This is a genomic window from Parabacteroides caeci, assembly GCF_023656795.1.
In the GTDB taxonomy this organism is placed as follows: Bacteria; Bacteroidota; Bacteroidia; order Bacteroidales; family Tannerellaceae; genus Parabacteroides; species Parabacteroides segnis.
The window spans coordinates 1-25429 of the sequence record NZ_JAMOKT010000026.1; the positions used below are offsets into that span (position 1 = coordinate 1).

Here is a 25429-nt window from a genome sequence, read left to right on the forward strand (position 1 = left end):
CCTGACATCATAGCTTTTCTCAATGGATTATATAAATAAATATGTTGTTCCCAAAACACACAACTAACTGTTCACAAGTTAAATACAATTATTATACAACATAAATTGAAAGCTAACATATGGGTTCAAATGTTATATATAACATTTCAGTCCCACCCCGAATTGGGTATGGAACTTCTTCGTGTCGCCACCCCACAGGCAACGCTCCCGGAGGTTGGCGAGCAGGGCGATACGGTCAGCCACGTAAAACTCTACATCGAGCGTCAGCGCACCGCCGTAGATGAAGGCGTCCCGGTCGTGCAGTGTCGAACCGTCATGCAGCACTTTTTCGCCCCAATTCACCGATTCATACCCGGCGAGAGCCGAAGCCCCCGCATAGACGAACACGATTTTACGGGCATCGGAAAGTATCTTGAAATAGTAGCCGCCTTCCGCCGTGAACTGCGCCACAGGTATGGCGGTGTCCTTGTACGGGTTGTTTTTCAGGAGATACTCACCTCCGAACACCCATTTGTTCCCCTTCTTCGTGTAGGTGGAGAGAGCCGCCCCGAAACTGTACCCGCCGTCGTTGCCGCCGGGTTTGAAGCCGTCCGCCAGATTCGCCCTGACCTCGATGCCCTGCATCTTCGGCAGGCATCGCTGGGCGTGCGCCTGCCCCGTGAACAGGGCAAGCGACGCGATGATTATTGCGATGTACTTTCTCATGGTCAGCGCACTTGAAGTTCGTTGATGGTATTGGCGCGCACCAAGTCCTCGTTCTCGATCACGAAGGACTGGTGACGGCCGCCGTTCTTCTCGTTCAGCTCCACCACGAGGCACTTGCCGTCGGGTATGGTGAACTTCGCCATCGTGAAGACCGTGCGTTCGCTTTTTTTGCCCGGCACGAGCGTGGCGTAGTTCTGCGCGCGGAGCGGCAGGATGATACGCTCCTGCACGGCGGTACGCTTCGCCACCTTCTTGTCCACGATTTTCCATGTGATGTAGTCCACATCGAAAGGCACGTTGCTCTGGTTCTTGATTTCCGTGTGGAAATACAGAAGCCCGTTGTGCGTGTAGATGCCTTTCAGAAGGTACTGGATGCCGAAACGCTTGCAGCCGATATGCTTCACCTCACGTTTGTTCTGCTTGTGGATGGACTTCATGATAAGGCGCACCAGCATCGGACTTTCGCTGCCTAATTCTTTCAGGTAGATTTCCTGCGCGTTGTTCGGACGGTTCACCGCCTCGCCGTCATGGATGAAGTCGCACATCTCCACGTTGAGCAGCAGCGGTTCGGCGGCGTATTTCACGTTGAAGGTGTAGAAACTCCCGTCCTCCGTGATGACGGACATGTTGGTTTCGTTCGGGAAATTCCTCACGGTAGCCTTCACACGGATGACGTTCTCCGCTCCGTCGGCTTTGCCCGCAATCAGGTCGGGCGAGCCTAAATCGACATAGCGCACCTCCGCCGGGAAGATGACATGCACGGTCTTGTCGTAGGTCACTTCCAAGCCGTGCGGGGGAACCATGCGGTCAAAGCCCAGCTTTCTCGTCAGACCGTGATACAGGTCGCCGTCCGCCTCCTTCTGCGGATAGACCTCTTTTGTCAAGGTCAGTTCTTCACTTCCGTTGGTCGTTTCAACGGTTACGTTTTCCTGCGCGTTGGCAGTTGCGATGCCCATAGCGAGGGCAAACATCATGATTACTTTTCTCATTTTACTTTGAATTTAGTGGGTTGTTGTTATTGATTGGATTTCTTATGATTATACATCAGTTCTTCTCCTGATAGAGCATGACCCTGTACCCGGCTTTCAGATGCACTTTGACGGTGCGCATCTTCTTGGCAATGTACTGGCTCGTGCCTTGTATCAGCCCCTTGCCCAAGTCGGAGGCGAGCTGCGCCCCGGCATTGGTGGAGATGTTGATGCTACTGCCGAGCGAACCGCCCATGTTGGCGGCAACCTCCCTGACGGCGTTCATCTCCATCGAGTTGGGGATGAATATGCCGGGCTGCCCGTCCGTGTCATAGACCTCCAACTCCACCGGGATAACCGTACCGTCGTGTTCCAGCGAGGTGATTTCGATGCCGAGCCGTTCACCCTGAATCTTGGCTGCGCCGACCACCACCGCATTACGGGGGATGATCCGGTCTGCTACCGCCATCGGCTCCAACAGCCGCAACCTGACCGCCTGCCCGTCCGTCACGCTCTGCGCCCCATAGACGCATGCCGGTATGGTGTTCCTGTCCGGTACGGTTGTAACGCCCACCGCCGTGTTGAAACTGCGGTTGCGTTCCTGCGAGAAGGAAGCGACAAATTCGGCATTGCTCATGGGCTGTCCGAGCGAGGACACCACCTGATGCGTCACTTGCCTGACGGGTTTTGCCGTGTTCTTTCCGGTTTTCTGCACGGGGGACGGCTCTGCGGTCTGTCCCGCTGCCGCCTGCGTGCCGTTCTGACCGCCCATGTACTTCGCCGCCAGTTCGTAGGATTTTTCCATGAGTGCCACCTGCTCGTCCATCGTGGAGCTTCTCTCTTTTCCGCTTTCCAGTTCGGATTCGAGGGTGGCGATGCGTTCCAGCAGCTCGTCCATCTCCGCATTGTCGTTCTTCGGCTGCTCGTAGAAGTTGCCGAGCGTGGCATTGAGGTCACGGTAGGCGGCTGCCGAGGACTGGATGGTCTTCGGTGCTGGCTTCACCGCCTCTTCCGTTCCGCCGGGATTGGCAAGGTCGAAGTCGCTGTCCCCATCCGCTTCCACCGTTTCGCGGTCGAACAGGTCGCCCAACTGCTGCATGGCGCGGCTGCGGTTCTCCTGCCGTTCCTCCATTGCCCCCTGCTCGTAGGCTTTCGCCTTGTCACCGATAATCCGGCGGTTCTCCTTGTCCGCATCGGGCATCTCGATGTTGTAGCCGCTTGTTCCCGGCTCCTGCTCCTTGCCGGAGGACGGGGCGAATATCAGCCACATAGCCCCGATGAATACCAGCACCATAGCGGGAAGCACTATCATTTTCTGGCGTTTCAGCCGTTGGGCTTCGGTCAGCGGCTTGCGCTCCTTTTTCGGCTTGTCGTTGCCGGGAGCCGCCTTGTTTTCGTTCTTGGGTTCATTCTTCGTCTGTTCCATATAAATAAGGTATTACATTGTGATTGTTATCCGGCTTCACGGACAGTTCCACCTGTCCGGCATGGTCTATCTCCATCCGGCTGCCGTCATTCCTGCCGATGTCATAGACGGCTTTACCGAAGGTGTAGAGGGCAAGTGCGGCGAATGCGATGAGCATCGCCAGCACGATGCGCCTGCGTGTCTTCGGCGGCAAGCCGTCCAGATACCCTTTGAGCCGTTCCACCAGCATTTTCTTTTTGTCGTGGAGTTTCCAGTACGCACTCCACAGTGATTTCTTGATTTTCTTCATGTCCGTTTACCTTTTGATGGTTTGTAAATCTTTGTTCTCGATGATGGTGAATCCCTCGATGGTGAACCCGTTGGGGTTGTCGTCCGAACGGGACGAGTTCAAGAGGCGGCACGTGGTCACGAGGCTGCGCTCTGTGACGTTGCTCTGCCGGATGATTTTCTGCGTGGCGTAGGTCACGGTGCGGTAGGGATAGCCGTTGAAGTCGCACACCACGCTGTCCACCTTCAGCACTTGGTTGATGTTACCGGCGATGATGCGGTTGTAGTACCCCTTCTCGGCGAAGTCCGAATAGTAGTTGTACACGCTCTTGTCTGCCAGCAGCAACGCACGCTTCACGTTGTGTTCTATCGCGCTCTTTTCGGGCGAGAGCGTGAAGAACAGCTCGTGGAAGCGGCGCACATGCTCCCTCGCTTCCGCCGGACGGTTCTGCGAGAGGTCCTGCGAGAGTGCCAGCATCAGCGACTTGCCGTTGTCCAGCACATAGATCTTTTCCCGCTGCCGCTCCGCGAAGCGGTAGGAACTCCACACGCTCCATACCGTTATCACTGCGCACAGCGAGAGGAAGACGATACCGAACAGGCGTATCTGCCTGAACGATGATTCGATGTTTTTGAGTGACTTGAATTCCATTTTACTTTTTCCGTTTATAATTCCACATTGATTATTTCAGCAGTTTCCCGGCACGTCCGACCATGTTGCCTGCGGTAGCACCCGCCACGCTTCCCGCCATGCCTCCGGCGCGTCCCGCCATCTGGTTCACGTTGCGCCCGTAGCCGCCCATGCCCCCGGCTTGGATGATCCAGCCCGCCACCGTCGGAATGGTGAAGTAGCCGATGATGCCGATTATCATGAACACGATATACACCCCGTCGCTGGAATCCAGCGAGAAGTTGGGGTCGGTCTGCATGCGCTCGATGTCGCTCTGGAGCATCAACACCTGAATCTTGGCGAGTATGGTGCTGAATATGTCCGACACGGGCAGCCACAGATAGACCTGAATGTAGCGGCATATCCACTGCGTGAGCGTGCTTTGGAAGCCGTCCCACACCGATATGGCGAAGGCTATCGGACCGAGTATCGCCAGCACCACGAGGAAGAAGGTGCGGATGGTGTCTATCACGAGGGCGGCGGCTTGGAACATCAGTTCCAGTATCTCGCGGAAGAAGTCGCGGATGCCCTTCTTCATCTTGTACATCCCCCGGTCGATATACATCCCCGCCATCGTCACCATGTCGGAGGGCGACCAGCCCAATTCCTCCAGTTGCTTGTCAAACTCCTCGTTGGACACGAGGTAGGCGGTTTCGGGGTTGCGCACCATCGCCTCGTATTCCAGCCTGTCCTTCTGCTCCCGGTACTTGTTCATGTCCAAAGTCTGCGTTTCGAGCAGTTTCGCCGTACCCTGCACGACGGGCGAGAGGACGCTGTTTATCGTGCCAAGCACCACCGTAGGGAAGAACATGATGCACAGACCGACGGCAAAGGGACGGAGCATCGGGAAGACGTCTATCGGTTCGGCTCTCGCCAACGACTGCCATACCCGGTAGGCGACATAGAAGAGCGCGCCCAGCCCGGCGATGCCTTTCGCCACGCCCGCCATGTCGGCGCACAGCGGCATCATCTGCTCGTAGAGCGAGCGGAGAATCTGGTGAAGGTTGTCGAACTCCATAGGCTACCAGTATCTTTCGTTCATGCTCCCGTACAGCCCCATGATGCGGTCAAGGTCGTTTTTCTTCTTCGCACGCAGGTAGCTCACGCTGATATTCTTGTTGGTGTAGTAGCTCACGAGGTTGCGGTAACGCTTCATCTTGGAGTGGCAGCGTTCCACCACGTCCATGCGCTCCTTGTCCGTCATGGAGAGCGTGGTGATGTTCACCACGTTCTTCAACTCCGTAAGCACGTCATTGGATTCCTCCAGCAGCTTCGTGTACCCGAAGGCGATGGCTCCGAGTTCCTCCACCGTGAAGTTGTCGTCGCGCAGCATCTTCTGGAAGCTGGTCACGTAGATGTCCGTGATGTCGCCTACCATCAGTATGGTCTGCTGCACCTTGCGGGCGTCCTTGACCAGATTGTTCACGGATTTGAGGGCGTCGTAATACTTCTTGCCCTGCTCGTAGATTTTCACCGTTTCCTGAAAGTTATTCACCATGTTCGTGGCGGTCTTCGAGGTGTGGATGATGTTCTTCGAGGCATTGATGATGCCCTGCGCCAGATTGCCCGGATCGCTCACGACCCATTGGGCGGAAGCCCTGCCCGCGAGAAGCAGGCACAGGCAGATGACGAATGTTATTCTTGTTCTCATGTTTCTTTGGATTTTAGCGGTTCTTATTTTCCTGCCGGAGTTTCCGGCTGCGGCTTCACACGCACGTAGTCCCCGTTCGGTGAGAAGGTCAGCACGTCGGTGGCTTCGTTATACGCCACGTCGATGCGGAAGCCGGTGTTCATGAACAGGTTGCCGTTCTCCTCCTGCAAGAGGTAGGTTTCCGGTTTCAGCCTGCGGCGGATGCCGCTCCGTTTGAATACCGTCACCTTGTAGGCTTCGCCCTCCTTGTAGATAAGCACGTCGGGCTTGCCCTCCACGCTTTCCCAATTCCCGCACAGCAGGTCGCGGCGGTTCTCCGCCACGTCGCAGGATTGCAGCACCATGACCGCCAATCCGATCAGACACTTGCTGACTTGCAGCATCTTCATTCTTGATATGCTCATACGCTTTTCTTTTTTCGTTGATAAATCTGTTTTACCGATTATTGATTACTTACTGCTTGTTTCTCCGTCTTTCGGCAAGCTGTCGGATGGCGGCTTCGATGTCGCCGCCCAATTGCTCCGCCAGACGGTACACCTCCACCTTTTCCGTTTCCTCGGTGGTGTACGCCAGATACTCTTCCGCGCTCACCTCGGTGGCATAGACCGCCGACTGCGTGCCGCCCAAGCCTATCCACACCTCCTTGTAGAGCCGTGAGGGGTTGTTCGCCATGTTGATGGAGAGTATCTGCGACTTCTCCTTCTCCGTCAGTCCGAGCAACGCCTGAATCTGGTCGAACTTGTTCATGTACTTGCGCTGGTCAAGCAGGATTTTACAGTCCGAGTTGTTGATGATGCTCTCCTTGACGACGGGCGAGGAAATGATGTCGTCCACCTCCTGCGTCACCACGATTGCCTCACCGAAGTATTTGCGCACCGTCTTGTACATATAGCGCAGGTAATCAGCCATGTTCGCCGACGAGAGAGCCTTCCAAGCCTCTTCCACGATAAGCTGCTTTCTCACACCTTTCAGACGCCGCATCTTGTTGATGAAGGCTTCCATGATGATGATGGTCACTACCGGGAACAGTTCGCGGTTGTCCTTGATGGAATCGATCTCGAAGACGATGAACCGTTTGCCCAGCAGGTCGATGTTCTCCGCCGAGTTGAGCAGGAAGTCGTAGCGTCCGCCCCGGTAATACTGCCGCATGGTGGTGAGCATGTTGTCGATGTTGAAGTCCTCCTTCTCCACCTTGATGTCGCGTTCCGCCAGTTCCCTGCGGTAGTCGTCGCGCATGTACTCGTAGAAGGTGTTGAACGAGGGGACGATGCTCCGGTCAGCCCTGATGCGCTCGATGTAGGCACTCACGGCACTGCCCAATTCCCCGCTTTCGGTTTTCGTCACCTTGTCGTCCTCCGACTTCCAGAGCGTCAGCAGCAGCGTCTTTATGCTGTCCTTTTTCTCCACGTCGAACACGTAGTCGTCGGTATAGAACGGGTTGAAGCTGATGGGCTTCTCCTCCGTGTAGGTAAAATACACGCCGTCCGTGCCGCCCGTCTTGCGCCGTATCATCTCGCATAGCCCTTGATAGGAGTTTCCCGTGTCCACCAATACCACATGCGCGCCCTGCTCGTAGTATTGCCGCACGAGGTGGTTCATGAAGAACGACTTGCCACTGCCCGAAGGACCTAATACGAACTTGTTACGGTTCGTGGTGATGCCCCGCTTCATCGGCAGGTCACTGATGTCGAGGTGCAGCGGTTTTCCCGTGAGCCTGTCCACCATCTTGATGCCGAAGGGCGAGAGCGAGCTGCGGTAGTTGGTTTCCTCCGTGAAGAGGCACACCGCCTGTTCGATGAAGGTGTGGAAACTCTCTTCCGCCGGAAAGTCCGCCGCGTTGCCGGGCATAGCCGCCCAATAAAGTGTCGGGCAGTCGATGGTGTTGTGGCGCGGCACGCACTCCATGCTTGCCAGCTGGCTGCCCACGTCGTTCTTTATGTGCTTCAGCTCTTCCGCGTCGTCGCTCCACGCCATGACGTTGAAGTGCGCCCGCACCGAGGTCAGCCCGTAGGAGTGCGCCTCGTTCAGGTAGCGGTCTATCCACTCGCGGTTGATGCTGTTGCTCCGGCTGTATCGGGATAACGACTGCATATTCCTTGCGGACTTCTCGAATTTTTGAAGGTTCTCCTCGCTGTTGTCGATAATCACGTACTGGTTGTAAATGTGGTTGCAGGAGAGCAGCAGCCCCACCGGGGAGGCGAAGGAGAGGCGGCAGTCCGAGCGGTCGGTGGAGAGTTTCTCATACCGTGTGTCGGTAGCCACCGTGCCGGGAAGGTCTTCCGCGTCGGACAGGGTGTGCAGGCACAGGCGATTGTCGCCGATGCGCATCTCCCGTGCCGAGAGGTCTATGTCCTGTAACGTGGCGTCGCCTTCGGGCATGAGCGAGAAGTAACGCTCTATCAGTCCGGCTTTGCCGTCTGTCCCCACGATCTCGTCGGTGGAGAGGCGGCGCAGCCTGACAAAGCCGCTGTCGTTGATGATGCGCTCGAACTGTTCCGCAGCCTCCATGAACTTCGCGGCTGTTTCCTTGTCCAGTTCCTTCGGGATGATATGCCCCCGGCACAGCGTGCTGAAATTGCTCTGCATCCGGTTACGCTCCTTCGTCGTCTTGGTCAGGTAGAGGTAGCACGTGTGCTTCAGGTACGGTCGCTCGTTGAAGTGCCGCTCGAAAGAGCGGCTCAAAAAACTCATGTCGTCCTTGTGAAGTTCCGGCGTGTACTTCTCCTTGATGAACCAGTCCTGCTTGTGGACGACGGAGAAGTCCGGCAGCACCTTGATCGCCTTGCACCAGCAGCCGTGTATAGCCTCGTACTCCGCACCCGTCACGGTATAAAGCTCCGGCAGTTCCACCTCGAAAGCCACCGTGATGTCGGCGTCTTTGGAGATGATGCAACCTTGCTCCACCGCCAATAGCGGGAACTTGTTTTCCAGTGTTGTCATTTTGGATGTATTCCTCATGTCGTTTCTTCCTTTCGTTTCCGTTTGAATAATCGGGTGATCCGCCGCCGGTTGATAAGGTATCGGGGATGGCTCCTTGTTGCCCCTAATTTCATCAGTCCGTGTTCGCCGTACCGGGCGTTCAGCGCGAAGGTCTGCCATACGAGGATGGAAGACGATGCCACGCCGAAGCCGATACATACCCACTGGTCGATGCCGACCATGTAGAGGATGACGAACAGGACGAAGAGAGCCAGCAGACCTCCGCAGAAGATGAAGAGGTACTGAGCCTTCAAACCCTTGAACTCTACCGGACGGCCGATACCCTTGTTTATCGGGTATTCAGCCATACATTGTTTATTAAAGGAAGAATGAGCGCAGGATGGTGGCGGCGACAATCAGGAAGATGCACGCCCCGAACCACGAGGCGGCAGTCTTGGATGTGTCGGGATCGCCGGACGAGAATTTCCCATACACTTTCACGCCCCCGATAAGCCCGACTACCGCGCCGATGGCGTAGATGAGTTTCGTGCCGGGGTCGAAGTACGAACTCACCATAGAGGTGGCTTCGTTGATGCCCGCGATGCCGTTTCCCTGCGCGAAGGCGGAGGCGGTTGCGGCAACCAGAAGTGCCGCAGAGAGGATAAGTTTCTGTCTGTTGTTCTTGTTCATAAACTGTTCTTGTTTTGTGCCGTCCAAAGGGTGGATGGTCCTTTGTCGGGCGGTTGATACTCGATTACTTTACTTTGGTTTAGTGGGTTGCCCGTTTGTTTCTACGGACTTGGGTGTGTCCGTTGCGAATTGGCTGTACCTTGTACCGCCGTGCGCGTGGGTGATGCCGTCTTACGTTTTCATTCTCATTCTTTTTTAGTCGTTATACATAGTTGCGGATGTCGAAGTTCTCAATACTGTCCGGGACGACAAAATCCTTTTTCGGTTTATTCTTCTTCAGCCGGATTTCGATAAGTCCCTTGATGCGGATGCTCATTTCAGACGAGCCGGTCATCAGCTTCTCGTACAGCTCCGTCCCTTCCATGTCGGTGAAGACCTTTGCCGCCCGCTCCCGTTCCGTCGTTGTCGCTTCCGGGTTCTTGGCGGTTCTGACCGCATCGTCTATCTCGTCGAAACTGCTTCCCGATGCCCTCGGCGCGTCGGGCGTTTCTTCCTCCGGCTCGTCCTCCCCGAACTCCAGTTCCGAAGGCGTGAGGCTCGTGAAGGTTTCGTCGAGTTTATCCTCCGGGACTTGTGCGGGACGGGACACGGTTTCCGTGTTTCCGTCGTCAAAAGTAGTCTCTTCCTCCGTCAGCTCAATGCCTTTTTCCGAAGTGGCGGCTTCTTGCGTCGGTATGGCAGCGGTTGTCCGGGGCGATGCCATCCTGAAACGGCTCTTGCCGATGATGTCCGGGGTGTCTGCGGGCGGTGTGTCCCTTACCGTTTCGGGCTTTGCCGCCGTGCCGCCCAACGACCGCCACACTCCGGCTATGCTTCTTAGGAAGCGGACAAGTCTGGTTTCCATGATCCTGTCATAAAGGAGCAGGAACAGGAACCACAGGTTGCAGCCGACCGATACGGTCAGCAGAATATCAGTCATGCTTATTGTTTCACTCATGCACGTTCTCTTTTTGAGGGTTAAAATACTGCGTCGTAATTCTGGGCGTAAAGGCTCTTTATCGCCTCCTCGCACTGGTTGAAGTGGTGCGTAAGCACATGGTCGATGTAGGCGGACAGCGACAATTTGTCATGCCCGATCACACGGGTGATGCGCATGATGCGGTCGTGGTACTCCGGACGCACATACGCCATCTTTCCCTCGCGTGCCTTCACTTCGGCTTCACGGATGAACAGCCGTTCATAGTCCTTTTCACCGCATTTGCCGCCTAACGGCACGGGGGATAGGATTTCCACACTCGCCTGCACTTGGGCAAGCATACCGCCGCCGTCATGCTGCGGACTTCTGTTTTTCTGGTTCTTTTCCATATTCAAATCAAGTCTTCACGTTGTTTCTTGTACAGTTCGTTTATTTTCTCCTTGTGCTGTTCCAGATGTTGGCGCAGCACGGTGTCCACGTAGCCGCCTACCGAGATTTCACGCCCGGCGATGTCGTTCACGATTTTGAGAATCTTGCTGTGGACATCGCGGCTGATATAGACGCACTGGCGCGTCTTTATCTCGTTGCGGCGGAGGAACAGCCCGGAATAGTCGTCCTCCTGCCGTTTGCGGCGGACAGTGTCCCTCTGCGGTTTTTCCTTTGCCGTGTATTGCGCGGGCGGCGGTTCCGTTTCAGGGACGCTTTTTTCTTCGGGAGCAGGCGCGGGCGGCTCCTGCGCGTGGTACAGGGTCCCGTCCTGCCTGCGTCTGCCGATGGAGGCTATCAACAGTTCCTCGTCAATGCCTTCGGTGTTCACTTTCCTGCTGCCCATGATTATTGAGGTCTGATGATACGGCTTATCTCTTCCGAGAACTCACGGATGCCGCTCCCTTTCAGCAGGGACGCATCCATCGGGAAGATGGTCGAGCGGAACACGCTCTTGCGCTCTTCCGAGAGGTCGCGCCGGAACTTCTTGCTGTCGGGCAGGCGGGTGGACAGCACCGGCAGCCCCATCTCGGCGATCACATCCTCATACAGGTCGTAAAGCCCGTTCTTCTCCCTGCCGTCCACCATCGTCCAGAACAGGTACAGCCCTTTTGTTTTCGCCTGTCCCGTCGTCATGAGGTTGTCACGGAACATCACAGCGAATTGCAGGGTGCTTTCCACGACAAAACGGTCGGCACTCATGGGCGCGAAGATGTAGTCCATCTGCGAGAGGGTCTTGACCACGCCGTTGCTTTTCAGGGTTCCCGGCATGTCGAAAAACACGATGTCGGGTTTCACCTCTTCTTCGGCAAGCATCCTTTCGGCATCATCGAGGGCGTTAAGGGCGTCGCTTGCGATGACCGGGTAGGCGTTCTTCCTTATCTTGCGGAAGTGGTCACACGCGAGTGCCTTGAAATAGAGGCTCCCGCCGATAAGTCCCGTTTCACGTTCACGCAACCCGTGTATGCTGTGCTGCGGGGTGTCGCAGTCTATGACTGCGACATTGTGTCCTTTCACGTTGTGGAGGTAGTTGGCGGCAAGTGCCGTGACGGTGGATTTGCCGATACCCCCTTTCTGTGTTGCGAATGCAACGAATGTTTCATTACTCATGGTTCTGTTGGTTTTAATGGTTGATGAATTGTTTTCCTGCTCCGATACGGAATCGGTGACATGTATATCCGCGTCCGCGAATCTCTGACTGTCCGGTTCGTCACGTATCCGCTTCAACGGTGGGGCAGGGATTCGGATAACTGATGAATGACGACATTGCGTCATGAAGTCATTGAATCCGTGAATCACCGCGTCATTGTAAAACCGGGTATCCGAAGGTTCGGGTATCCGGTCAGGCAAATAGCCGCCGAAGCGGTTTGCCGGGTATTTGAAAGCCTCATTTTTCATATCTTCAAATCGTTCGTTTCTTGAATCATGCTGCAAATAAACAAGGATATTTTTGAACCTGTATCACTTCCCCGACAAGTGGCGGCATGTTGCGCCGGTTGGCACTGATTGTCCGGGTCAAGCCTCTGTCCGATACCGCTTTAAGGGCGTAACTTTGCACCCGAACGGCAGGGTTCGCCGCAGGTGGCGCAGCCCGGAGTTTGAAAGGCATTCCCCCAATCCGGCCCCGACGGATTTTTATGTTCGCCTGAACATAGCAAGATGTCTTTTCAGCCGCTCAAAACGTTTTGAGCAGCCACGAAAAGCACTTGCCCTTGCAGGGGGCGGGCTTCCTCTCCGAAGTCGGGAAGCTTTTCAAACCTGCGGTGTCTGTGACCCCAAGCGGCGGCTTATGCCGTCCATCCGCTAAATCCAAAGTTTATATGAAAGAGAAAAGAAACAAGACCGGGAGAAATCCCAAACTTGATCCGGCGGTATTCCGCTACACCGTCCGTTTCAACGAGGAGGAACACAACCGTTTCCTCGCCATGTTCGAGAAGTCGGGCGTTTACGCCAAGTCGGTTTTCATCAAGGCGCACTTCTTCGGGCAGCCGTTCAGGGTGCTGAAAGTGGACAGGACGCTGGTGGATTACTACACCAGACTGTCCGATTTCCATGCGCAGTTCCGCGCGGTAGGCACGAACTACAACCAAGTCGTGAAGGAACTCAGGCTGCATTTTTCCGAGAAAAAGGCAATGGCGTTGCTCTACAAGCTGGAGCAACAGACCGTCGAACTCGTGAAACTGAGCCGTCAGATTGTGGAACTTTCAAGGGAAATGGAGGCGAAATGGTCGCAAAAATCAGTGTAGGAAAGTCGCTGTACGGCGCACTTGCCTACAACGGGGAAAAGATCAACGAGGCGAAAGGGCGTCTGCTCACCACCAACCGCATCTACAATGACGGCACGGGGACGGTGGACATACGCAAGGCGATGGAGGGTTTTCTCGCCTGTATGCCGGAGCATACGAGGGTGGAGAAACCGGTACTCCATATCTCGCTCAACCCGCATCCCGACGATGTGCTGACCGATACGGAATTGCAGGACATCGCACGCGAGTATCTGGAAAAACTCGGCTACGGGGACCAGCCGTATCTTATTGTAAAGCACGAGGACATAGACCGCCACCACCTGCACATCGTGACAATCAATGTGGACGAGAAAGGCAGGCGGCTCAATCAGGATTTCCTTTTCCGCCGCAGCGACCGCATCCGGCGGGAACTGGAACAAAAGTACGGGCTGCACCCGGCGGAACGTAAGAATCAACGGATAGAGAACCCTCTGCGAAAGGTGGACGCTTCGGCGGGCGACGTGAAAAGGCAGGTCGGGAATACCGTCAAGGCTCTGAGTGGACAGTACCGTTTCCAGACGATGGGCGAATATCGCGCCCTCCTTTCCTTATATAATATGACGGTGGAGGAAGCGCGGGGAAACGTGTGCGGGCGTGAGTATCACGGGCTGGTCTATTCCGTCACCGATGATGCCGGGAACAAGACGGGCAACCCGTTCAAGTCCTCGCTTTTCGGGAAGTCCGCAGGCTATGAAGCCGTGCAGAAGAAGTTTGCCCGTTCCAAGCAGGAGATTAAGGACCGGAAACTCGCCGACATGACAAAACGCACCGTCCTTTCCGTGCTTGAAGGCACGTATGACAAGGAGAAGTTCGTTTCGCGGCTCAGGGAGAAGGGTATCGACACCGTGCTGCGCTACACGGAGGAAGGGCGCATCTACGGAGCCACGTTTATCGACCATCGCACGGGCTGCGTGCTGAACGGCTCGCGCATGGGCAAGGAACTTTCCGCCAACGCTTTGCAGGAACACTTCACGCTGCCTTATGCCGGACAGCCACCGATTCCGCTTTCCGTTCCGGTGGAAACAGTAGAGGATATGCGCGAACAGACAGCATCCGACCACGAGAACACGGCGGGAGGTATCGGTCTGCTCACTCCCGAAGGTCCGGCTGTGGATGCCGAGGAGGAAGCCTTTATCCGGGCGATGCAGCGCAAGAAGAAAAAGAAAAGGCGCAAGGGTTTGGGAATGTAATCGAGGTATCAACATCAAAATTTTTCAATCTATGTCACAACAAGAAGACGATTTGAGGGCATTGGCGAAAATCATGGATTTTCTGCGTGCCGTGAGTATTATTTTAGTGGTCATGAACGTGTACTGGTTCTGCTATGAAGCCATACGGCTCTGGAGCGTGGACATCGGCGTGGTGGACAGAATCCTGATGAATTTCAACCGCACGGCGGGGCTGTTCCGTTCCATCCTCTACACGAAACTGTTTGCCGTCCTCCTCCTTGCCCTGTCCTGTCTGGGAACGAAGGGCGTCAAGGGAGAGAAAATTACTTGGGGACGGATCTGGACGGCTCTTGCCGCAGGGTTCGTACTGTTCTTCCTCAACTGGTGGATACTGGCGTTGCCGCTACCGGTTGAAGCGGTGACGGGGCTTTACGTGCTGACCGTAGGCACGGGCTATGTATGCCTGCTGATGGGCGGTCTGTGGATGAGCCGCCTGTTGAAACACAACCTCATGGATGACGTGTTCAACAACGAGAACGAGAGCTTCATGCAGGAAACACGGCTCATCGAAAGCGAGTATTCGGTCAATCTGCCCACCCGCTTTTATTACAGGAAACGTTGGAACAACGGCTGGATTAACGTAGTGAATCCCTTCAGGGCTTCCATCGTATTGGGTACGCCGGGCAGCGGAAAGTCATACGCGGTGGTAAACAATTTTATCAAGCAGCAGATTGAGAAGGGCTTCTCGATGTATGTTTACGACTTCAAATTCAGCGACTTGTCCACGATAGCCTATAATCATCTGCTCAACCACCCGGAGGGATACAAGGTGAAGCCGAAGTTCTACGTGATAAACTTCGATGACCCGCGACGCTCGCACCGTTGCAATCCCATTCACCCGGACTTCATGGAGGATATTACGGACGCTTACGAAAGCGCGTACACCATCATGCTCAACTTAAACAAGAGTTGGGTGCAGAAGCAGGGCGACTTCTTTGTGGAATCGCCCATCATCCTCTTCGCGGCTATCATCTGGTATCTTAAAATTTTCCAAAATGGCAAGTATTGCACGTTCCCCCATGCCATCGAGTTCCTGAACCGCCGTTACGAGGATATCTTCCCGATACTGACATCTTACCCGGAATTGGAGAACTATCTCTCACCGTTCATGGACGCGTGGCTCGGAGGGGCTGCCGAGCAGTTGATGGGGCAGATTGCATCGGCGAAAATCCCGCTGTCACGCATGATTTCCCCGCAGCTCTATTGGGTGATGTCGGACAGTGAGTTCACGCTGGACATCAACAATCCCAAAGAGCCGAAAATACTCTGCGTGGGCAACAATCCGGACCGTCAGAACATTTACGGGGCGGCTCTCGGTCTGTATAATTCCCGTATCGTGAAGCTCATCAACAAGAAAGGGATGTTGAAGTCGTCAGTTATCATCGACGAGCTTCCGACGATATATTTCAAGGGGCTGGACAACCTTATCGCCACCGCACGAAGCAACAAGGTTGCCGTATGTCTGGGATTTCAGGATTTCAGCCAGTTGGTGCGTGACTACGGGGACAAGGAGGCGAAAGTGGTGATGAACACCGTCGGCAATATTTTCTCCGGTCAGGTGGTGGGCGAAACCGCCAAGACGCTCTCGGAACGGTTCGGAAAGGTGTTGCAGAAACGGCAGTCCATTTCCATCAACAGGCAGGATGTTTCCACCTCCATCAACACGCAGATGGACGCGCTTATCCCGCCGAGCAAGATTTCCGGCTTGACGCAGGGAATGTTTGTCGGTTCGGTGTCCGACAACTTCAACGAACGTATAGAACAGAAGATTTTCCACTGTGAGATTGTCGTGGATGCCGAGAAGGTCAAGCGCGAGGAGAAAGCCTACAAGCCGATACCCGTAATTACTGACTTCACGGACGAGGATGGCAAAGACTGCATGAAGGAAACAGTGCAGGCGAATTACAGGCGTATCAAGGAGGAGGTGAAACAGATTGTCGCCGACGAGCTGGAACGCATCGCGGGTGACGAAAATCTGAAACATCTGTTGCAGCAGAAATAGTATATCCGTTTATATATGGAAAATCCGTAGCCGACGACCGGTTACGGATTTTTATTTTCAGATTGGAGATGCTTGTTGATGGTGGTAATGACAAGCATGAGCAGATAGTTTTTCAGTTCTGTATCATCTTTTAGTAGTATGCTGTATTCTTCGGCGAAGATTCTCAACAGTCGGATTCTGAGTTTCGACATTTCCTCACCGAAAGGTATCTGCCGGTTTTCTTTCCAATACTCTATTGTTATAGAAGACGCCAACCATTTGAACTCCGCTTTCATTTCCTTGCGGAGTTTCTTGAAACGGGTTTGCTCGGTGACAGGCGGGTCATTGTATGGCATCATATCAACCGGGTCATAAATGGATATGCAACCGATGCCGTAATCCATGATTACAGGCAAGTCTGCATCTGAATCTTTCTTATGTTTCTTCTTAGCCATCCTTCCTGTTGCCTTTTGACAAAATGATTTTTCCAGCTTCAGTAAGCCTGTATTTTTGGTTGCGGTGCTTGGGATTTTCCGGATGGGTTTGTTCGACAAGTCCCTCTCTCAATGCAGGATTTAGGTAACTGGTAAGGAAATTATCACGTCCCCTCAAAGATAAACGCTCCATGATTTCTTTCAACGGCAAAATATCATTTCCCAAAGCTGATACAAGCGACATTACTTGTCCTGCTACTTGTCCTGCTACTTGTCCTGTTTCTTGTCCTGTTTCTTGTCCTGCCACCTTATATCTGAAGACAAGTTTCACTTCATTGGTTGTTATTTGATATTCAGGCTCCGGCAAATTAACCTTTTGACATTCTTCTATTATGAGATTTATGCCGCGTCCCCAGCTCTCCAATACTTTTCGCACATAAAGCGTGTCTGCAATTAAAGGATTATGGGGCTTTGAACCATGTTCGGATTTGATTTTATTCATATCCCATTCGGACGGAAACGAACCGGGATTCTCTATTTCAACACGGTCATCATAGATGGCTATGGCTACCGAACCTCCAATATCACGGTAACTCCTGTGACATAGGGAGTTGATTACAGCTTCTCGTATAGCCTTATGCGGTATTTCCAAATGTTCCTCACGCTCCAATGCGTCCGTTGTTCCGGATAATGAAAGATGTCTGAACACAAAAGCCATTGCCTCGTCAAGCAGATGGAACAAGTTCCCGTGTACCCGTTTGTTGTCTATAAATACGGTTTTGTCTGTACCTCTGAATCGGGCAAGTCGCAGCAAGTTCTGCGGATAATGTACCAGTTTCTTTTTGGCGAACAATACGGCGGCTGCATTTTTAAGTACACCGCCTTCAAGAAGATTCAGTTTTTCAAGTATGATAGGAACTTCGTCACCTGTCGATTCGGGTAAACGTCCGTACTCTATTCCTAAACGTACCGTCTTGTGGATTTCCTCTTCATCCAAATCCGTAATCTTCAAATCGGTATTCGGGTAGGTTTCCCAGCTATGCCAGACTTTTTCATGCTGCAAAAGAAGTTCATTATACTTTGATTGTGGCATCGTTGTGGTCGCACTTTCCACCCGCATATATGGTCTTCCTTTATAGCAGAACGGACGGTTGAGCCTTGAATCTTCAACACGAAAAACAATTACTTTCTTCTCACTGTCCGGCAGCGGTGCATAAGATATTTGTACCATTGCCACAGGCTCCAACCGGTTGATCGCGTCCGCTATATCCCTCTTGGTCTTGTCGCTCACGTCTTGTCCGATGATTTTTTCCTTGTCGGTAACACCGAACAATACCGTGCCGCCTTCTCCGTTAAGGAAAGCGCAAAGCGTTTCCATGCCACGCTCCAACTGTCCGGTGGTTTCCTTGAACTCCACCCGTCCGCATTCTTTTTCGGCTATCAGCCGTTTTACTATGTCGAGGTTGTCTATGCTCATATACAATTCTGTAAGGTGGGTACAAAGATAGTGCTTTTCGCTGGTTTTCGGGCGAATAGATAACGAAATGTATCTGCACGGCAGGTACAAAACCTACAAAAAATCAGAGAGTGGCATAACGTCACCCCCTGATTCATCATTGGTACAGGATTATTTTCTCAAACGTTCCATTTCCTCGTCGCGGAGCATCTTCTCGTTCAGTTTCTCCTGCATCCTGTCAAGGAAGTAGGTGCGGCTTTCGTTCTTCCGTCGTTTGATGTCGATATAGAAGCGGTAGCAGTCCTTTGATTCGACACCGAAAATCTTGTAGAGGAGCGGGGCGAGCTGTTTGAGCGGCATGTTGCCGTTATTGATGCAGCCCATCTCGTTGATGCCGTAGATAAGTTCCACGAGGTCGATGGCGTTGCCCGTCCATTGCAGGGGTGAGGCGGGATTTTCGGTTGTGTTGTCGGAGGATGTACGGATGGGGATTAGTGGTGACACTTGGGGAGCGGCAAGGAACTTCTGCATCTTCCTAACGAAAGAGAGTGCCTTGCTGATGTAGGCTGCAACCTCCCTCTTTTCTTCGGGAAGATTGCGCACGGGATGGTGCTGCAACTCGATTTCAATGTAAGCCAGCGCGATGATGGTGCGGGTGGTGTCCACATTGCCGTTGCATAGTTCGATCACTTGCGTGGCGAAAGCCGTGTATGCCGTTTCCATATTGCAGTCCCCGGCTTCGTTTATACGGCGGAAGAACTCTGTTTCCGTCAATAAGAAATAATTCATGTCCTGTCAATTTTGAAATTTTACACTCTGTTTTTTCGGTATGCGCACATGAATATGATTGGCAAAAAGCGTGTCCATAAAATAAAAAATCCGGCACGCTCTCTGCAAGGTGCTGGATTTCAGAGTGATAATTTCGCGATTTATTTATCTGAAAGGAATTGTATTCAGCTTAAAGTGTTCATTTACTGAACATTCGTCCATTTTATGGACATCAAACGCACGCTTTATAGATATGGCGGACCACTCCGTTGCGGTACACCTTCTGTGAGGTCAGCGTCCATTGTTCCTGCGGCAAGGCGGATTGGAAGAAACGCTTTCCCGTTCCGGCAATGAAAGGAATCGTGTAAAGTATGATTTCATCCACCACACGCATACGCAGCAGCCCGTTGATGTAGTCCGCTTTTTCAGGAGTGACTTCCGCCAGATAGCAGATGTCTGTTGTGGATTTCCGCCATTCGTCAAGCATGGAGATGGAATAATCCGGTGTGATATGATAAAGGGCGTTTTCCCTTATCTCATTGATGCCGCAATCTTCAAGGCGCAGTTCCTTATACGCTTTGCAATATAACTCGGAGCTTTGACAACCGTCTATCGTGAGGACGGCAAGAATCTGTACTTTACCCATTATCGTTTCCTTTCGTTGGGCAAGGGCAAAAAAGTAGCGTGCAAATCACACTACTTTCAAGCGACGGCTCTGGTAAAGCCTTTTACGGAGAGTACGTGAATGCACGCTATGCGTAGGCATAGCATAAGCATCACGCAATCGTCTCCGTAGTGTCAATTTACCAGATTTTCGCTCGAAACGCCTTGCGGTCTTATGTTATATATAGGCGGCAAAAGGCTCTGCCAGTCGCCGTTACCTTCTAATATGTCATGCAAAGATAGCCATTTTCAGCGAATTGCGGGCTATGGTTGCTCAAATTTATACTTCAATCCATATTCTTCCAGTTTATTATAGAGTGTTGTCCTGCCTATTCCAAGCAATTCGGCAGCAACCTTCCGGTTCCCGCCAGCCTGCTTCAAAGCACGTATAATCCGCTCTTTATCTTCCTCTTCGTTGCGTAGGGAGAAGCCGACAACAGAGGTTGTTTCGGTTATTCCAAGTTCCAGATGCTCTTTCGTGACAAGTCCCGTCTGAGCCTGCAACACCGCACCCATGATTTTCTGCCGAAGTTCGCGCACGTTACCCGGCCATGAATGGATCAGTAACACTTTCCGCGCTTCGGAACTGAAGCCACTAACATTGCATTCCAATTCCTTATTGGCAATCTCACGGAAGAACTCCGCCAGCGGCATGATGTCCTCCTGACAGTCACGTAAGGGCAGAACGGTTATCTCGAAGTCATGTAGGCGGTATAACAAATCCTGTCGGAAACGCTTTTCATTGACCGCCTTTTCCAGATCCTCGTTGGTGGCGGCGATGATGCGGACGTTGAAACTGCGGTCGGACTTGTCGCCAACGGGACGGAACCGCCGTTCCTGTATGGCACGGAGTAACATCTGTTGGGTTTCCGGTGCGAGATTACCCACTTCATCCAAAAACAATGTGCCGCCTTCCGCCTCGTGGAAATAGCCTTTCTTTGTGTTTTCAGCACCAGTGAACGCTCCTTTAACGTGTCCGAAGAACGCCGATGGCGCAAGTTCTTTGGTGAGTGAGCCGCAGTCCACCGCCACGAAAGGCTTGCCTGAACGCTTGCTTTTATCGTGCAGTAGATGGGCAATATGCTCTTTGCCAGTACCGTTCTCCCCGAATATCAGTACGCTCATGTCGGTAGGAGCTACCAGCCTTATCCGGTGCATGATTTTCTGAAAGGCTGAACCGTCACGGGCAAATACGGGCATGCGGCTTCGCCCGATATTCCGCTCTTTCAGTATGGTGCGGAGCAAAGGCACGAGTTTGTCCTCCACGAGTTGCTTGGGTATGTAGTCCAGCGAACCGAGTTTCATGCTTTCAACCGCCGTATGTACTTCGGCATAGTCGGTCATGATGATGAACGGCTGCGTCATGCCTTCTTTGCGCATCCAGCGCAATAGGTCGATGCCGTCACCGTCAGGCAAACGCAAATCAGAAACTACTATATCATTGTCAGCGGCTTGTTGCAGAAGTTTCTTCGCTGTCGAGAGGTGGAAAGCCTGCACGGTACGGAATTTCTCCCGTGCCAGCAGGTTGCAGACAAACTCGCAATATACGATGTTGTCCTCCACCACGATGATTTTTGTTTTATCCATTTTCGTATTTTCTCCTTTCTTCTTTTGCCAGCCGGATTATCTCCGAACCCTTATCCAATACGGCAGTCACGGCGTTGTTCAATGCTTCATAATCGGGAACGGCACTCCCATGAAGCTGTTTATAAAGTTCCCTTAATGGTTGGTCGGCACGCAGTATCTCCCACGAACTACGTAGGTGGTGTGTCAGGGCGTCCAGTTCTTGAAAGTCTTTCCGTTGTTCCCCATCCCTGACCGACTGCATTTCCTTTTCGGTTTCCGCTATCAGTTTATCCAACATGACGGATTCATTGCCGTAAGACAGTAGGGAGGAGAAATCAGGCTTTTCATTTTGTTTACCTTTCATGGCGCACTTGTCGGAAACTTCCATCAGCTCCGATATGGAAAACGGCTTGAGAAGGCAATCAGAAAATCCACGTTCTAAAAGTTCCTCTCTGTTGCAACTGCCCGAAGCGGTTGTTACAATAATCGGAATGATCCTTGAATTGCCCACATTGGAGGTGCGTAGCAGTTCCAACAGCTCGAAGCCGTTTATATCCGGCATATTCAAATCGGTCAGAAGCAGACTGTATTCTTTCCGGCGTATCATTTCCATCAGTTCCGCCGCATTGGTACAGGTATCGCAATGTATCCCTTCTTGTGCATACATTTCTTTCAGCATTAGGAGAAGTACCTTGTCATTGTCGATGGCAACAATATCATGGAGTGTTCGGTTATGATGAATCTGTGTTTTATTTATCCGTTCCGGCAATTCCTCGGCTGACTGCATGGGTATCTCCACCGTGAAACGGCTGCCCTTGCCTTTCTCGCTCTTCAGCTGGATTGTGCCGCCGAGCATTGTCACAATGCGCTGAACAATGGAAAGACCTAATCCGAAGCCGTCCTTTGCGGCAGCGTTTGACAAACGTTCAAACGCACCGAACACACGTTGCTGTTCCTCTTCGGTCATACCCGAACCCGTATCTTTGACGATAAGTTTCAGCATACCGTTATCATACCCCATTGTCAGAGAAACGGCACCGTTCTCAGTGAACTTGATGGCGTTTGACAGCAGGTTATTTCCAATTTGTAGAATGCGTTCCTTATCGGTCAGTACAACAGCATCCGTGTGATTCGTCACAGTAAGAGCAAGTCCCTTGTTTATGGCAATTGGCATAAACTCTGATTCGAGCGTATGCGCTATTGATGAAATCCTACACGTGGAGAAATTAGGTTGTTCCTTGCCGTCGTCCAGCCGGAAGAAACTCAGAAGAGTATTAAGCATTTCACGCATACGGTCGGAGGATTGCTGAATATTTCGGATATACATCCCGGTTTTATCCGCATTGAAGTTTTTTTGTATCAGTCCGGCATAGCCCGTTATTGCAGTCAGCGGTGTGCGTAATTCATGGGTAATGGTATGTACGGCTTTCTTGCGGGAGGTTATCAGTGCCTCGTTTCGCTTTGCCATTTGTTGCAGTCGCTCGATTAAATCTGCGGTTTCCTGTTTATATCGCTTGATGCGGTTGGCATTTCGGTGTATGATGATATATGATATGACCAGTAGCAGTATAACGAACCCTGTCAAGCCCCCAATCTGAATGAACGACCGTTCCCGCATGGCTGTTATCTCGGCTTCCCGCTTTTGTAGGTCAGTTTGTACTTTCCCGTCTATTTGAACAACCAGTCCTTGCAGTTGCCTGTTAAGTTCCGCATTTCGTGCGGCAAGGCTATCGGCATGAACCGATAAGCGGCGGCTTTGCGCCTGTTGTTCGGTTCTCATATTCCGGTTAAAGGAACGGTGCATCGTGGTAGTCACAGTTGGTTTCGCTTCTTCCTTTTTGCCGAAGATGCCCAAGAAACCTTTGCGCTTGGACTTCTTGGGCTGTTCCTGCACACTCTTCTGCACGATTACAGGTACTTGACTGGTTATCTTATCGTTGATGGCTTGTTGTTGTTCAAGTATTTGAACGATTTGGCACATCTGCCGTTCCTTATCTTCGAGAAGATGGCGTACGCTGTCTATACGCTCTGCCGGATAGGTAGCTTTGAAACGGCAGAGCATACTATCCATTGCCATACGCTGTGCATGGTAATGTTCGATATCTTTATCGTTCCATTCCAGTATTGTTTCACCAAATAGAGAAAATTTTATCATTTGAATATTGATATTGTTTATCTCTTTTCGGAACTCGTCTATTTTTTTATTGTCAAGTTCTAATGCTTCTATCTCCTGCCATTCATAGAAGCTATTATATGCTATACATCCGATAAGAACGGAGATAAGTATATACCCCAACCGTATTGTCTTATAGAAATTCCTGGATCGTTCCATTATTTTGATGATACTGATTTTTCAAACATGAATAAAAGTTTATCCTTTTCTTCCATACGGGTATTATCAGAATAACCGCCTTTTGTTATTTGATACCCACACGGCTTAACCATAAAAGTGCCTAAGCCTTTAGTGTATGAACTTACTTCTGAAGCATAGTCTTTACTTGTATTTAATGGAACTTTCCCTTCAATAAGACACCACTCTTTATTACAACTGATACCTTTAATCTCAGACATCATTTTTTGCAGATCTGTAATAGCTTTGGAACTTGCTACTTGTGGTATCTGTAACTCAAAATAGAGCATCGGTTCGAGAATATCCACTCCTGATTGTTGCAAAGCCAACCTGAAGACATAAGGAGACAATTGTCTAAAATCGGCAGGGGTACTTATCGGACTATAATAAAGGGCATAAGTAAAGGTTACTTTCAAATCCGTCACTTCCCATCCATGCAATCCCGATTGGCAAGACATACGGATTCCTTCAAAAACGGCATTTTGAAAAGAATGGTTCAGATAACCAAAGGAGATTTCACTTTCGATTTGCACCCCTGACCCTATCGGTAAAGGTTCCAGAGTCAGTCCTATTGAGGCCCAGTAAGGGTTGGGAGGGACTTCGATATGGATAATCTTATTCACCTTCTTTTTAGGTCGTTCTTTGTAGATAGTCTTGATTTCATCAAAATGGGTCTTTACGGAGAATCGTTCTTCCAGCAATGTTTGTATGATTTCTTTTTGGGTTAAACCATATAACGAGATTTCCAATTCATCACTATATGAATTTATGGAAAAGGACAGAGACGGGTCTTCAATAAACAATACATTTAGAGCGGATATCAACTTGCTTCTCTCTTCGGGCTTGTCTGGTCGGACAGAAGATTTGAGGGCGGGATGCTGATGAGATAATCCTTGAATCAGACAAGGTTTAACACCTAAATAATCTCCGATTCTTAATTCTTCTATATCTTCTATAATTGCGATATCATTAGCAACCACTTCATCAACATTTATCTCTTTGCCCTGATAAATGGTTTTTAGATTTTTAATCTTGATGAATTTTTCCGAATCATTGACTTTTATAACGGTTCGAAGTCTCAGACTTCCGTCAATAATTTTTAGAAAACTTCTTTTATGCCCTTTGGGGTCATGTTCTATTTTATAAAGATAAGCTGAAAGTCTATTTGGGACTGATGCCGGAGGAAATATAAAAGAAATGATGGCGTCTAACAACTCATTGATGCCAATATTGCACATTGCTGATCCATGCAAGACCGGATAGGCTTTGGCTTTTGCCACAAGAGCGATTATCGCATTCCAATAATCTGCCGGTAAGATTTCTTTATCCGCCAAATATAGTTCTAATATATCGTCGTCATGGTTGCATACAAATTCTTTGTGTTCTGCCCTTATATCTGTTGAGGTGCAAATCGGGTAAACTACTCCATCGACAACCGTTTGCATAAACAAGACGTCTTGCGACAGATTTGTTTTTATGTCCAGATATAAACGCTCAAGATTTACGCCGGCACGATCAATCTTATTGATAAATATAATTGTCGGGATTTGCAGTTTTTGCAAAGTCTTGAACAGCAACTTTGTTTGTGCTTGTATGCCTTCCTTTGCCGATAATATGAGGACTGCTCCATCAAGCATTTTGAATGTCCGCTCCACCTCTGCAATAAAATCCATGTGTCCCGGAGTGTCAATGATATTGCATTTCACACCATTCCAAACAATAGATGTCGTAGAAGCCCGAATAGTAATTCCTCTACGTTTTTCTATATCCATAGAGTCTGTTATGGTGTCACCTTTATCAACACTGCCGCGCTTTTCCGTTGCTCCGCAGGCAAATAGCAGATTTTCGGTTACGGAAGTTTTTCCTGCATCAATGTGAGCAAGAATTCCTAAATTTATAATGTTCATTTGATTAAGCAATAATATACTACAATAGATGCATTGCCGAAACGCACCTTTTAATACCTCCTCGTAGCATGTGGAAAACTACAGGATTCTTA

General features: G+C 51.3%; 25 protein-coding genes. 3 read left to right on the forward strand and 22 right to left on the reverse strand.

The window, feature by feature from the left end; genetic code table 11:
* Window positions 1-132: 132 nt before the first annotated feature.
* The 15 genes from NBH15_RS14115 to NBH15_RS14185 all read right to left on the reverse strand — a co-directional run bounded on the left by NBH15_RS14115 (window position 133) and on the right by NBH15_RS14185 (window position 12096).
* The gene (locus NBH15_RS14115) at window positions 133-705 is read right to left on the reverse strand and encodes a conjugal transfer protein TraO (RefSeq protein ID WP_250822912.1); all 573 of its coding nucleotides are present in this window, start codon (window positions 703-705) and stop codon (window positions 133-135) included.
* A gap of 2 nt (window positions 706-707) precedes the next feature.
* On the reverse strand, window positions 708-1694 hold the full coding sequence (gene traN, locus NBH15_RS14120; RefSeq protein ID WP_007366503.1) for a conjugative transposon protein TraN: 987 nt from the start codon (window positions 1692-1694) through the stop codon (window positions 708-710).
* Window positions 1695-1749: 55 nt separating this feature from the next.
* A complete protein-coding gene (traM, locus tag NBH15_RS14125) occupies window positions 1750-3099 on the reverse strand; it encodes a conjugative transposon protein TraM (RefSeq protein ID WP_007366504.1) in 1350 nt (449 codons plus the stop codon).
* A complete protein-coding gene (locus NBH15_RS14130; protein WP_007366505.1) occupies window positions 3080-3388 on the reverse strand; it encodes a TraL conjugative transposon family protein in 309 nt (102 codons plus the stop codon). The genes traM and NBH15_RS14130 overlap by 20 nt, the downstream gene beginning before the upstream one ends.
* A gap of 6 nt (window positions 3389-3394) precedes the next feature.
* Window positions 3395-4018, reverse strand: a complete 624-nt coding sequence (gene traK, locus NBH15_RS14135; protein WP_007366506.1) for a conjugative transposon protein TraK — start codon at window positions 4016-4018, stop codon at window positions 3395-3397.
* Between the two features lie 31 nt (window positions 4019-4049).
* Entirely contained in the window at window positions 4050-5054 is a 1005-nt protein-coding gene (gene traJ, locus NBH15_RS14140) for a conjugative transposon protein TraJ (protein ID WP_007366507.1), read from the reverse strand.
* A 3-nt stretch (window positions 5055-5057) separates the two neighbouring features.
* A complete protein-coding gene (locus tag NBH15_RS14145; protein ID WP_007366508.1) occupies window positions 5058-5687 on the reverse strand; it encodes a DUF4141 domain-containing protein in 630 nt (209 codons plus the stop codon).
* A gap of 23 nt (window positions 5688-5710) precedes the next feature.
* Window positions 5711-6091 (reverse strand): DUF3876 domain-containing protein, encoded by a 381-nt coding sequence (locus NBH15_RS14150; RefSeq protein WP_007366509.1) that lies wholly within the window; start codon window positions 6089-6091, stop codon window positions 5711-5713.
* Between the two features lie 49 nt (window positions 6092-6140).
* Window positions 6141-8645: a TraG family conjugative transposon ATPase gene (locus NBH15_RS14155; RefSeq protein WP_005850488.1), complete on the reverse strand. Its 2505-nt coding sequence runs from the start codon at window positions 8643-8645 to the stop codon at window positions 6141-6143.
* Window positions 8642-8974 (reverse strand): DUF4133 domain-containing protein, encoded by a 333-nt coding sequence (locus tag NBH15_RS14160; protein ID WP_007366512.1) that lies wholly within the window; start codon window positions 8972-8974, stop codon window positions 8642-8644. Before NBH15_RS14160 ends, NBH15_RS14155 begins: the two co-directional genes overlap by 4 nt.
* Before the next feature lie 10 nt (window positions 8975-8984).
* The gene (locus NBH15_RS14165; RefSeq protein ID WP_009016663.1) at window positions 8985-9296 is read right to left on the reverse strand and encodes a DUF4134 domain-containing protein; all 312 of its coding nucleotides are present in this window, start codon (window positions 9294-9296) and stop codon (window positions 8985-8987) included.
* Between the two features lie 202 nt (window positions 9297-9498).
* The gene (locus NBH15_RS14170; RefSeq protein WP_007366514.1) at window positions 9499-10233 is read right to left on the reverse strand and encodes a hypothetical protein; all 735 of its coding nucleotides are present in this window, start codon (window positions 10231-10233) and stop codon (window positions 9499-9501) included.
* Window positions 10234-10253: 20 nt separating this feature from the next.
* Window positions 10254-10601, reverse strand: a complete 348-nt coding sequence (locus NBH15_RS14175; RefSeq protein ID WP_028899187.1) for a DUF3408 domain-containing protein — start codon at window positions 10599-10601, stop codon at window positions 10254-10256.
* Window positions 10602-10603: 2 nt separating this feature from the next.
* Window positions 10604-11044, reverse strand: coding sequence for a DUF3408 domain-containing protein (locus NBH15_RS14180; protein WP_007366516.1), 441 nt, complete (start codon window positions 11042-11044; stop codon window positions 10604-10606).
* 2 nt (window positions 11045-11046) lie between these two features.
* Window positions 11047-12096 (reverse strand): ParA family protein, encoded by a 1050-nt coding sequence (locus tag NBH15_RS14185; protein ID WP_007366517.1) that lies wholly within the window; start codon window positions 12094-12096, stop codon window positions 11047-11049.
* A gap of 422 nt (window positions 12097-12518) precedes the next feature.
* Here NBH15_RS14185 and mobA point away from each other — a divergent pair, with 422 nt between their 5' ends.
* The 3 genes from mobA to mobC are packed head-to-tail and all read left to right on the forward strand — an operon-like array spanning window position 12519 to window position 16214.
* Entirely contained in the window at window positions 12519-12944 is a 426-nt protein-coding gene (gene mobA / locus NBH15_RS14190) for a conjugal transfer protein MobA (RefSeq protein ID WP_005944180.1), read from the forward strand.
* Window positions 12923-14173 carry a conjugal transfer protein MobB gene (gene mobB / locus NBH15_RS14195; RefSeq protein WP_007366518.1) on the forward strand — a complete coding sequence of 417 codons (1251 nt, stop codon included), beginning with the start codon at window positions 12923-12925 and terminating at the stop codon, window positions 14171-14173. Before mobA ends, mobB begins: the two co-directional genes overlap by 22 nt.
* 31 nt (window positions 14174-14204) lie before the next feature.
* Window positions 14205-16214 (forward strand): conjugal transfer protein MobC, encoded by a 2010-nt coding sequence (gene mobC, locus NBH15_RS14200; RefSeq protein WP_007366519.1) that lies wholly within the window; start codon window positions 14205-14207, stop codon window positions 16212-16214.
* A gap of 41 nt (window positions 16215-16255) precedes the next feature.
* On the opposite strand, the gene NBH15_RS14205 is transcribed toward mobC, so the two are convergent.
* The 7 genes from NBH15_RS14205 to tet all read right to left on the reverse strand — a co-directional run bounded on the left by NBH15_RS14205 (window position 16256) and on the right by tet (window position 25337).
* Window positions 16256-16648: a hypothetical protein gene (locus NBH15_RS14205; protein ID WP_007366520.1), complete on the reverse strand. Its 393-nt coding sequence runs from the start codon at window positions 16646-16648 to the stop codon at window positions 16256-16258.
* Window positions 16641-18104 carry an ATP-binding protein gene (locus NBH15_RS14210; RefSeq protein ID WP_007366521.1) on the reverse strand — a complete coding sequence of 488 codons (1464 nt, stop codon included), beginning with the start codon at window positions 18102-18104 and terminating at the stop codon, window positions 16641-16643. Before NBH15_RS14210 ends, NBH15_RS14205 begins: the two co-directional genes overlap by 8 nt.
* Before the next feature lie 150 nt (window positions 18105-18254).
* The gene (locus NBH15_RS14215; protein WP_007366522.1) at window positions 18255-18872 is read right to left on the reverse strand and encodes an RteC domain-containing protein; all 618 of its coding nucleotides are present in this window, start codon (window positions 18870-18872) and stop codon (window positions 18255-18257) included.
* Window positions 18873-19083: 211 nt separating this feature from the next.
* Complete coding sequence (locus NBH15_RS14220) at window positions 19084-19497, reverse strand: dihydrofolate reductase family protein (RefSeq protein ID WP_007366523.1); 414 nt, start codon at window positions 19495-19497, stop codon at window positions 19084-19086.
* 281 nt (window positions 19498-19778) lie between these two features.
* The gene (locus tag NBH15_RS14225; RefSeq protein ID WP_007366524.1) at window positions 19779-21101 is read right to left on the reverse strand and encodes a sigma-54-dependent transcriptional regulator; all 1323 of its coding nucleotides are present in this window, start codon (window positions 21099-21101) and stop codon (window positions 19779-19781) included.
* Complete coding sequence (locus tag NBH15_RS14230) at window positions 21094-23412, reverse strand: hybrid sensor histidine kinase/response regulator (protein WP_007366525.1); 2319 nt, start codon at window positions 23410-23412, stop codon at window positions 21094-21096. The genes NBH15_RS14225 and NBH15_RS14230 overlap by 8 nt, the downstream gene beginning before the upstream one ends.
* A complete protein-coding gene (tet, locus tag NBH15_RS14235; RefSeq protein WP_007366526.1) occupies window positions 23412-25337 on the reverse strand; it encodes a tetracycline resistance ribosomal protection protein in 1926 nt (641 codons plus the stop codon). Before tet ends, NBH15_RS14230 begins: the two co-directional genes overlap by 1 nt.
* Between the last annotated feature and the right edge of the window lie 92 nt (window positions 25338-25429).

Bases quoted from the DNA above. Each gene is read 5' to 3' on its own strand.
- NBH15_RS14205 (WP_007366520.1), bottom strand. From the start codon at position 16,648: ATGGCTAAGAAGAAACATAAGAAAGATTCAGATGCAGACTTGCCTGTA.
- tet (WP_007366526.1), bottom strand. From the start codon at position 25,337: ATGAACATTATAAATTTAGGAATTCTTGCTCACATTGATGCAGGAAAA.
- traK (WP_007366506.1), bottom strand. From the start codon at position 4,018: ATGGAATTCAAGTCACTCAAAAACATCGAATCATCGTTCAGGCAGATA.
- NBH15_RS14175 (WP_028899187.1), bottom strand. From the start codon at position 10,601: ATGGAAAAGAACCAGAAAAACAGAAGTCCGCAGCATGACGGCGGCGGT.
- NBH15_RS14160 (WP_007366512.1), bottom strand. From the start codon at position 8,974: ATGGCTGAATACCCGATAAACAAGGGTATCGGCCGTCCGGTAGAGTTC.
- NBH15_RS14155 (WP_005850488.1), bottom strand. From the start codon at position 8,645: ATGAGGAATACATCCAAAATGACAACACTGGAAAACAAGTTCCCGCTA.
- traJ (WP_007366507.1), bottom strand. From the start codon at position 5,054: ATGGAGTTCGACAACCTTCACCAGATTCTCCGCTCGCTCTACGAGCAG.
- NBH15_RS14130 (WP_007366505.1), bottom strand. From the start codon at position 3,388: ATGAAGAAAATCAAGAAATCACTGTGGAGTGCGTACTGGAAACTCCAC.
- NBH15_RS14180 (WP_007366516.1), bottom strand. From the start codon at position 11,044: ATGGGCAGCAGGAAAGTGAACACCGAAGGCATTGACGAGGAACTGTTG.
- NBH15_RS14170 (WP_007366514.1), bottom strand. From the start codon at position 10,233: ATGAGTGAAACAATAAGCATGACTGATATTCTGCTGACCGTATCGGTC.
- NBH15_RS14210 (WP_007366521.1), bottom strand. From the start codon at position 18,104: ATGAGCATAGACAACCTCGACATAGTAAAACGGCTGATAGCCGAAAAA.
- NBH15_RS14220 (WP_007366523.1), bottom strand. From the start codon at position 19,497: ATGGGTAAAGTACAGATTCTTGCCGTCCTCACGATAGACGGTTGTCAA.
- NBH15_RS14230 (WP_007366525.1), bottom strand. From the start codon at position 23,412: ATGGAACGATCCAGGAATTTCTATAAGACAATACGGTTGGGGTATATA.
- traM (WP_007366504.1), bottom strand. From the start codon at position 3,099: ATGGAACAGACGAAGAATGAACCCAAGAACGAAAACAAGGCGGCTCCC.
- NBH15_RS14225 (WP_007366524.1), bottom strand. From the start codon at position 21,101: ATGGATAAAACAAAAATCATCGTGGTGGAGGACAACATCGTATATTGC.
- NBH15_RS14115 (WP_250822912.1), bottom strand. From the start codon at position 705: ATGAGAAAGTACATCGCAATAATCATCGCGTCGCTTGCCCTGTTCACG.
- NBH15_RS14215 (WP_007366522.1), bottom strand. From the start codon at position 18,872: ATGAATTATTTCTTATTGACGGAAACAGAGTTCTTCCGCCGTATAAAC.
- NBH15_RS14185 (WP_007366517.1), bottom strand. From the start codon at position 12,096: ATGAAAAATGAGGCTTTCAAATACCCGGCAAACCGCTTCGGCGGCTAT.
- NBH15_RS14165 (WP_009016663.1), bottom strand. From the start codon at position 9,296: ATGAACAAGAACAACAGACAGAAACTTATCCTCTCTGCGGCACTTCTG.
- mobB (WP_007366518.1), top strand. From the start codon at position 12,923: ATGGTCGCAAAAATCAGTGTAGGAAAGTCGCTGTACGGCGCACTTGCC.
- NBH15_RS14145 (WP_007366508.1), bottom strand. From the start codon at position 5,687: ATGAGAACAAGAATAACATTCGTCATCTGCCTGTGCCTGCTTCTCGCG.
- traN (WP_007366503.1), bottom strand. From the start codon at position 1,694: ATGAGAAAAGTAATCATGATGTTTGCCCTCGCTATGGGCATCGCAACT.
- NBH15_RS14150 (WP_007366509.1), bottom strand. From the start codon at position 6,091: ATGAGCATATCAAGAATGAAGATGCTGCAAGTCAGCAAGTGTCTGATC.
- mobA (WP_005944180.1), top strand. From the start codon at position 12,519: ATGAAAGAGAAAAGAAACAAGACCGGGAGAAATCCCAAACTTGATCCG.
- mobC (WP_007366519.1), top strand. From the start codon at position 14,205: ATGTCACAACAAGAAGACGATTTGAGGGCATTGGCGAAAATCATGGAT.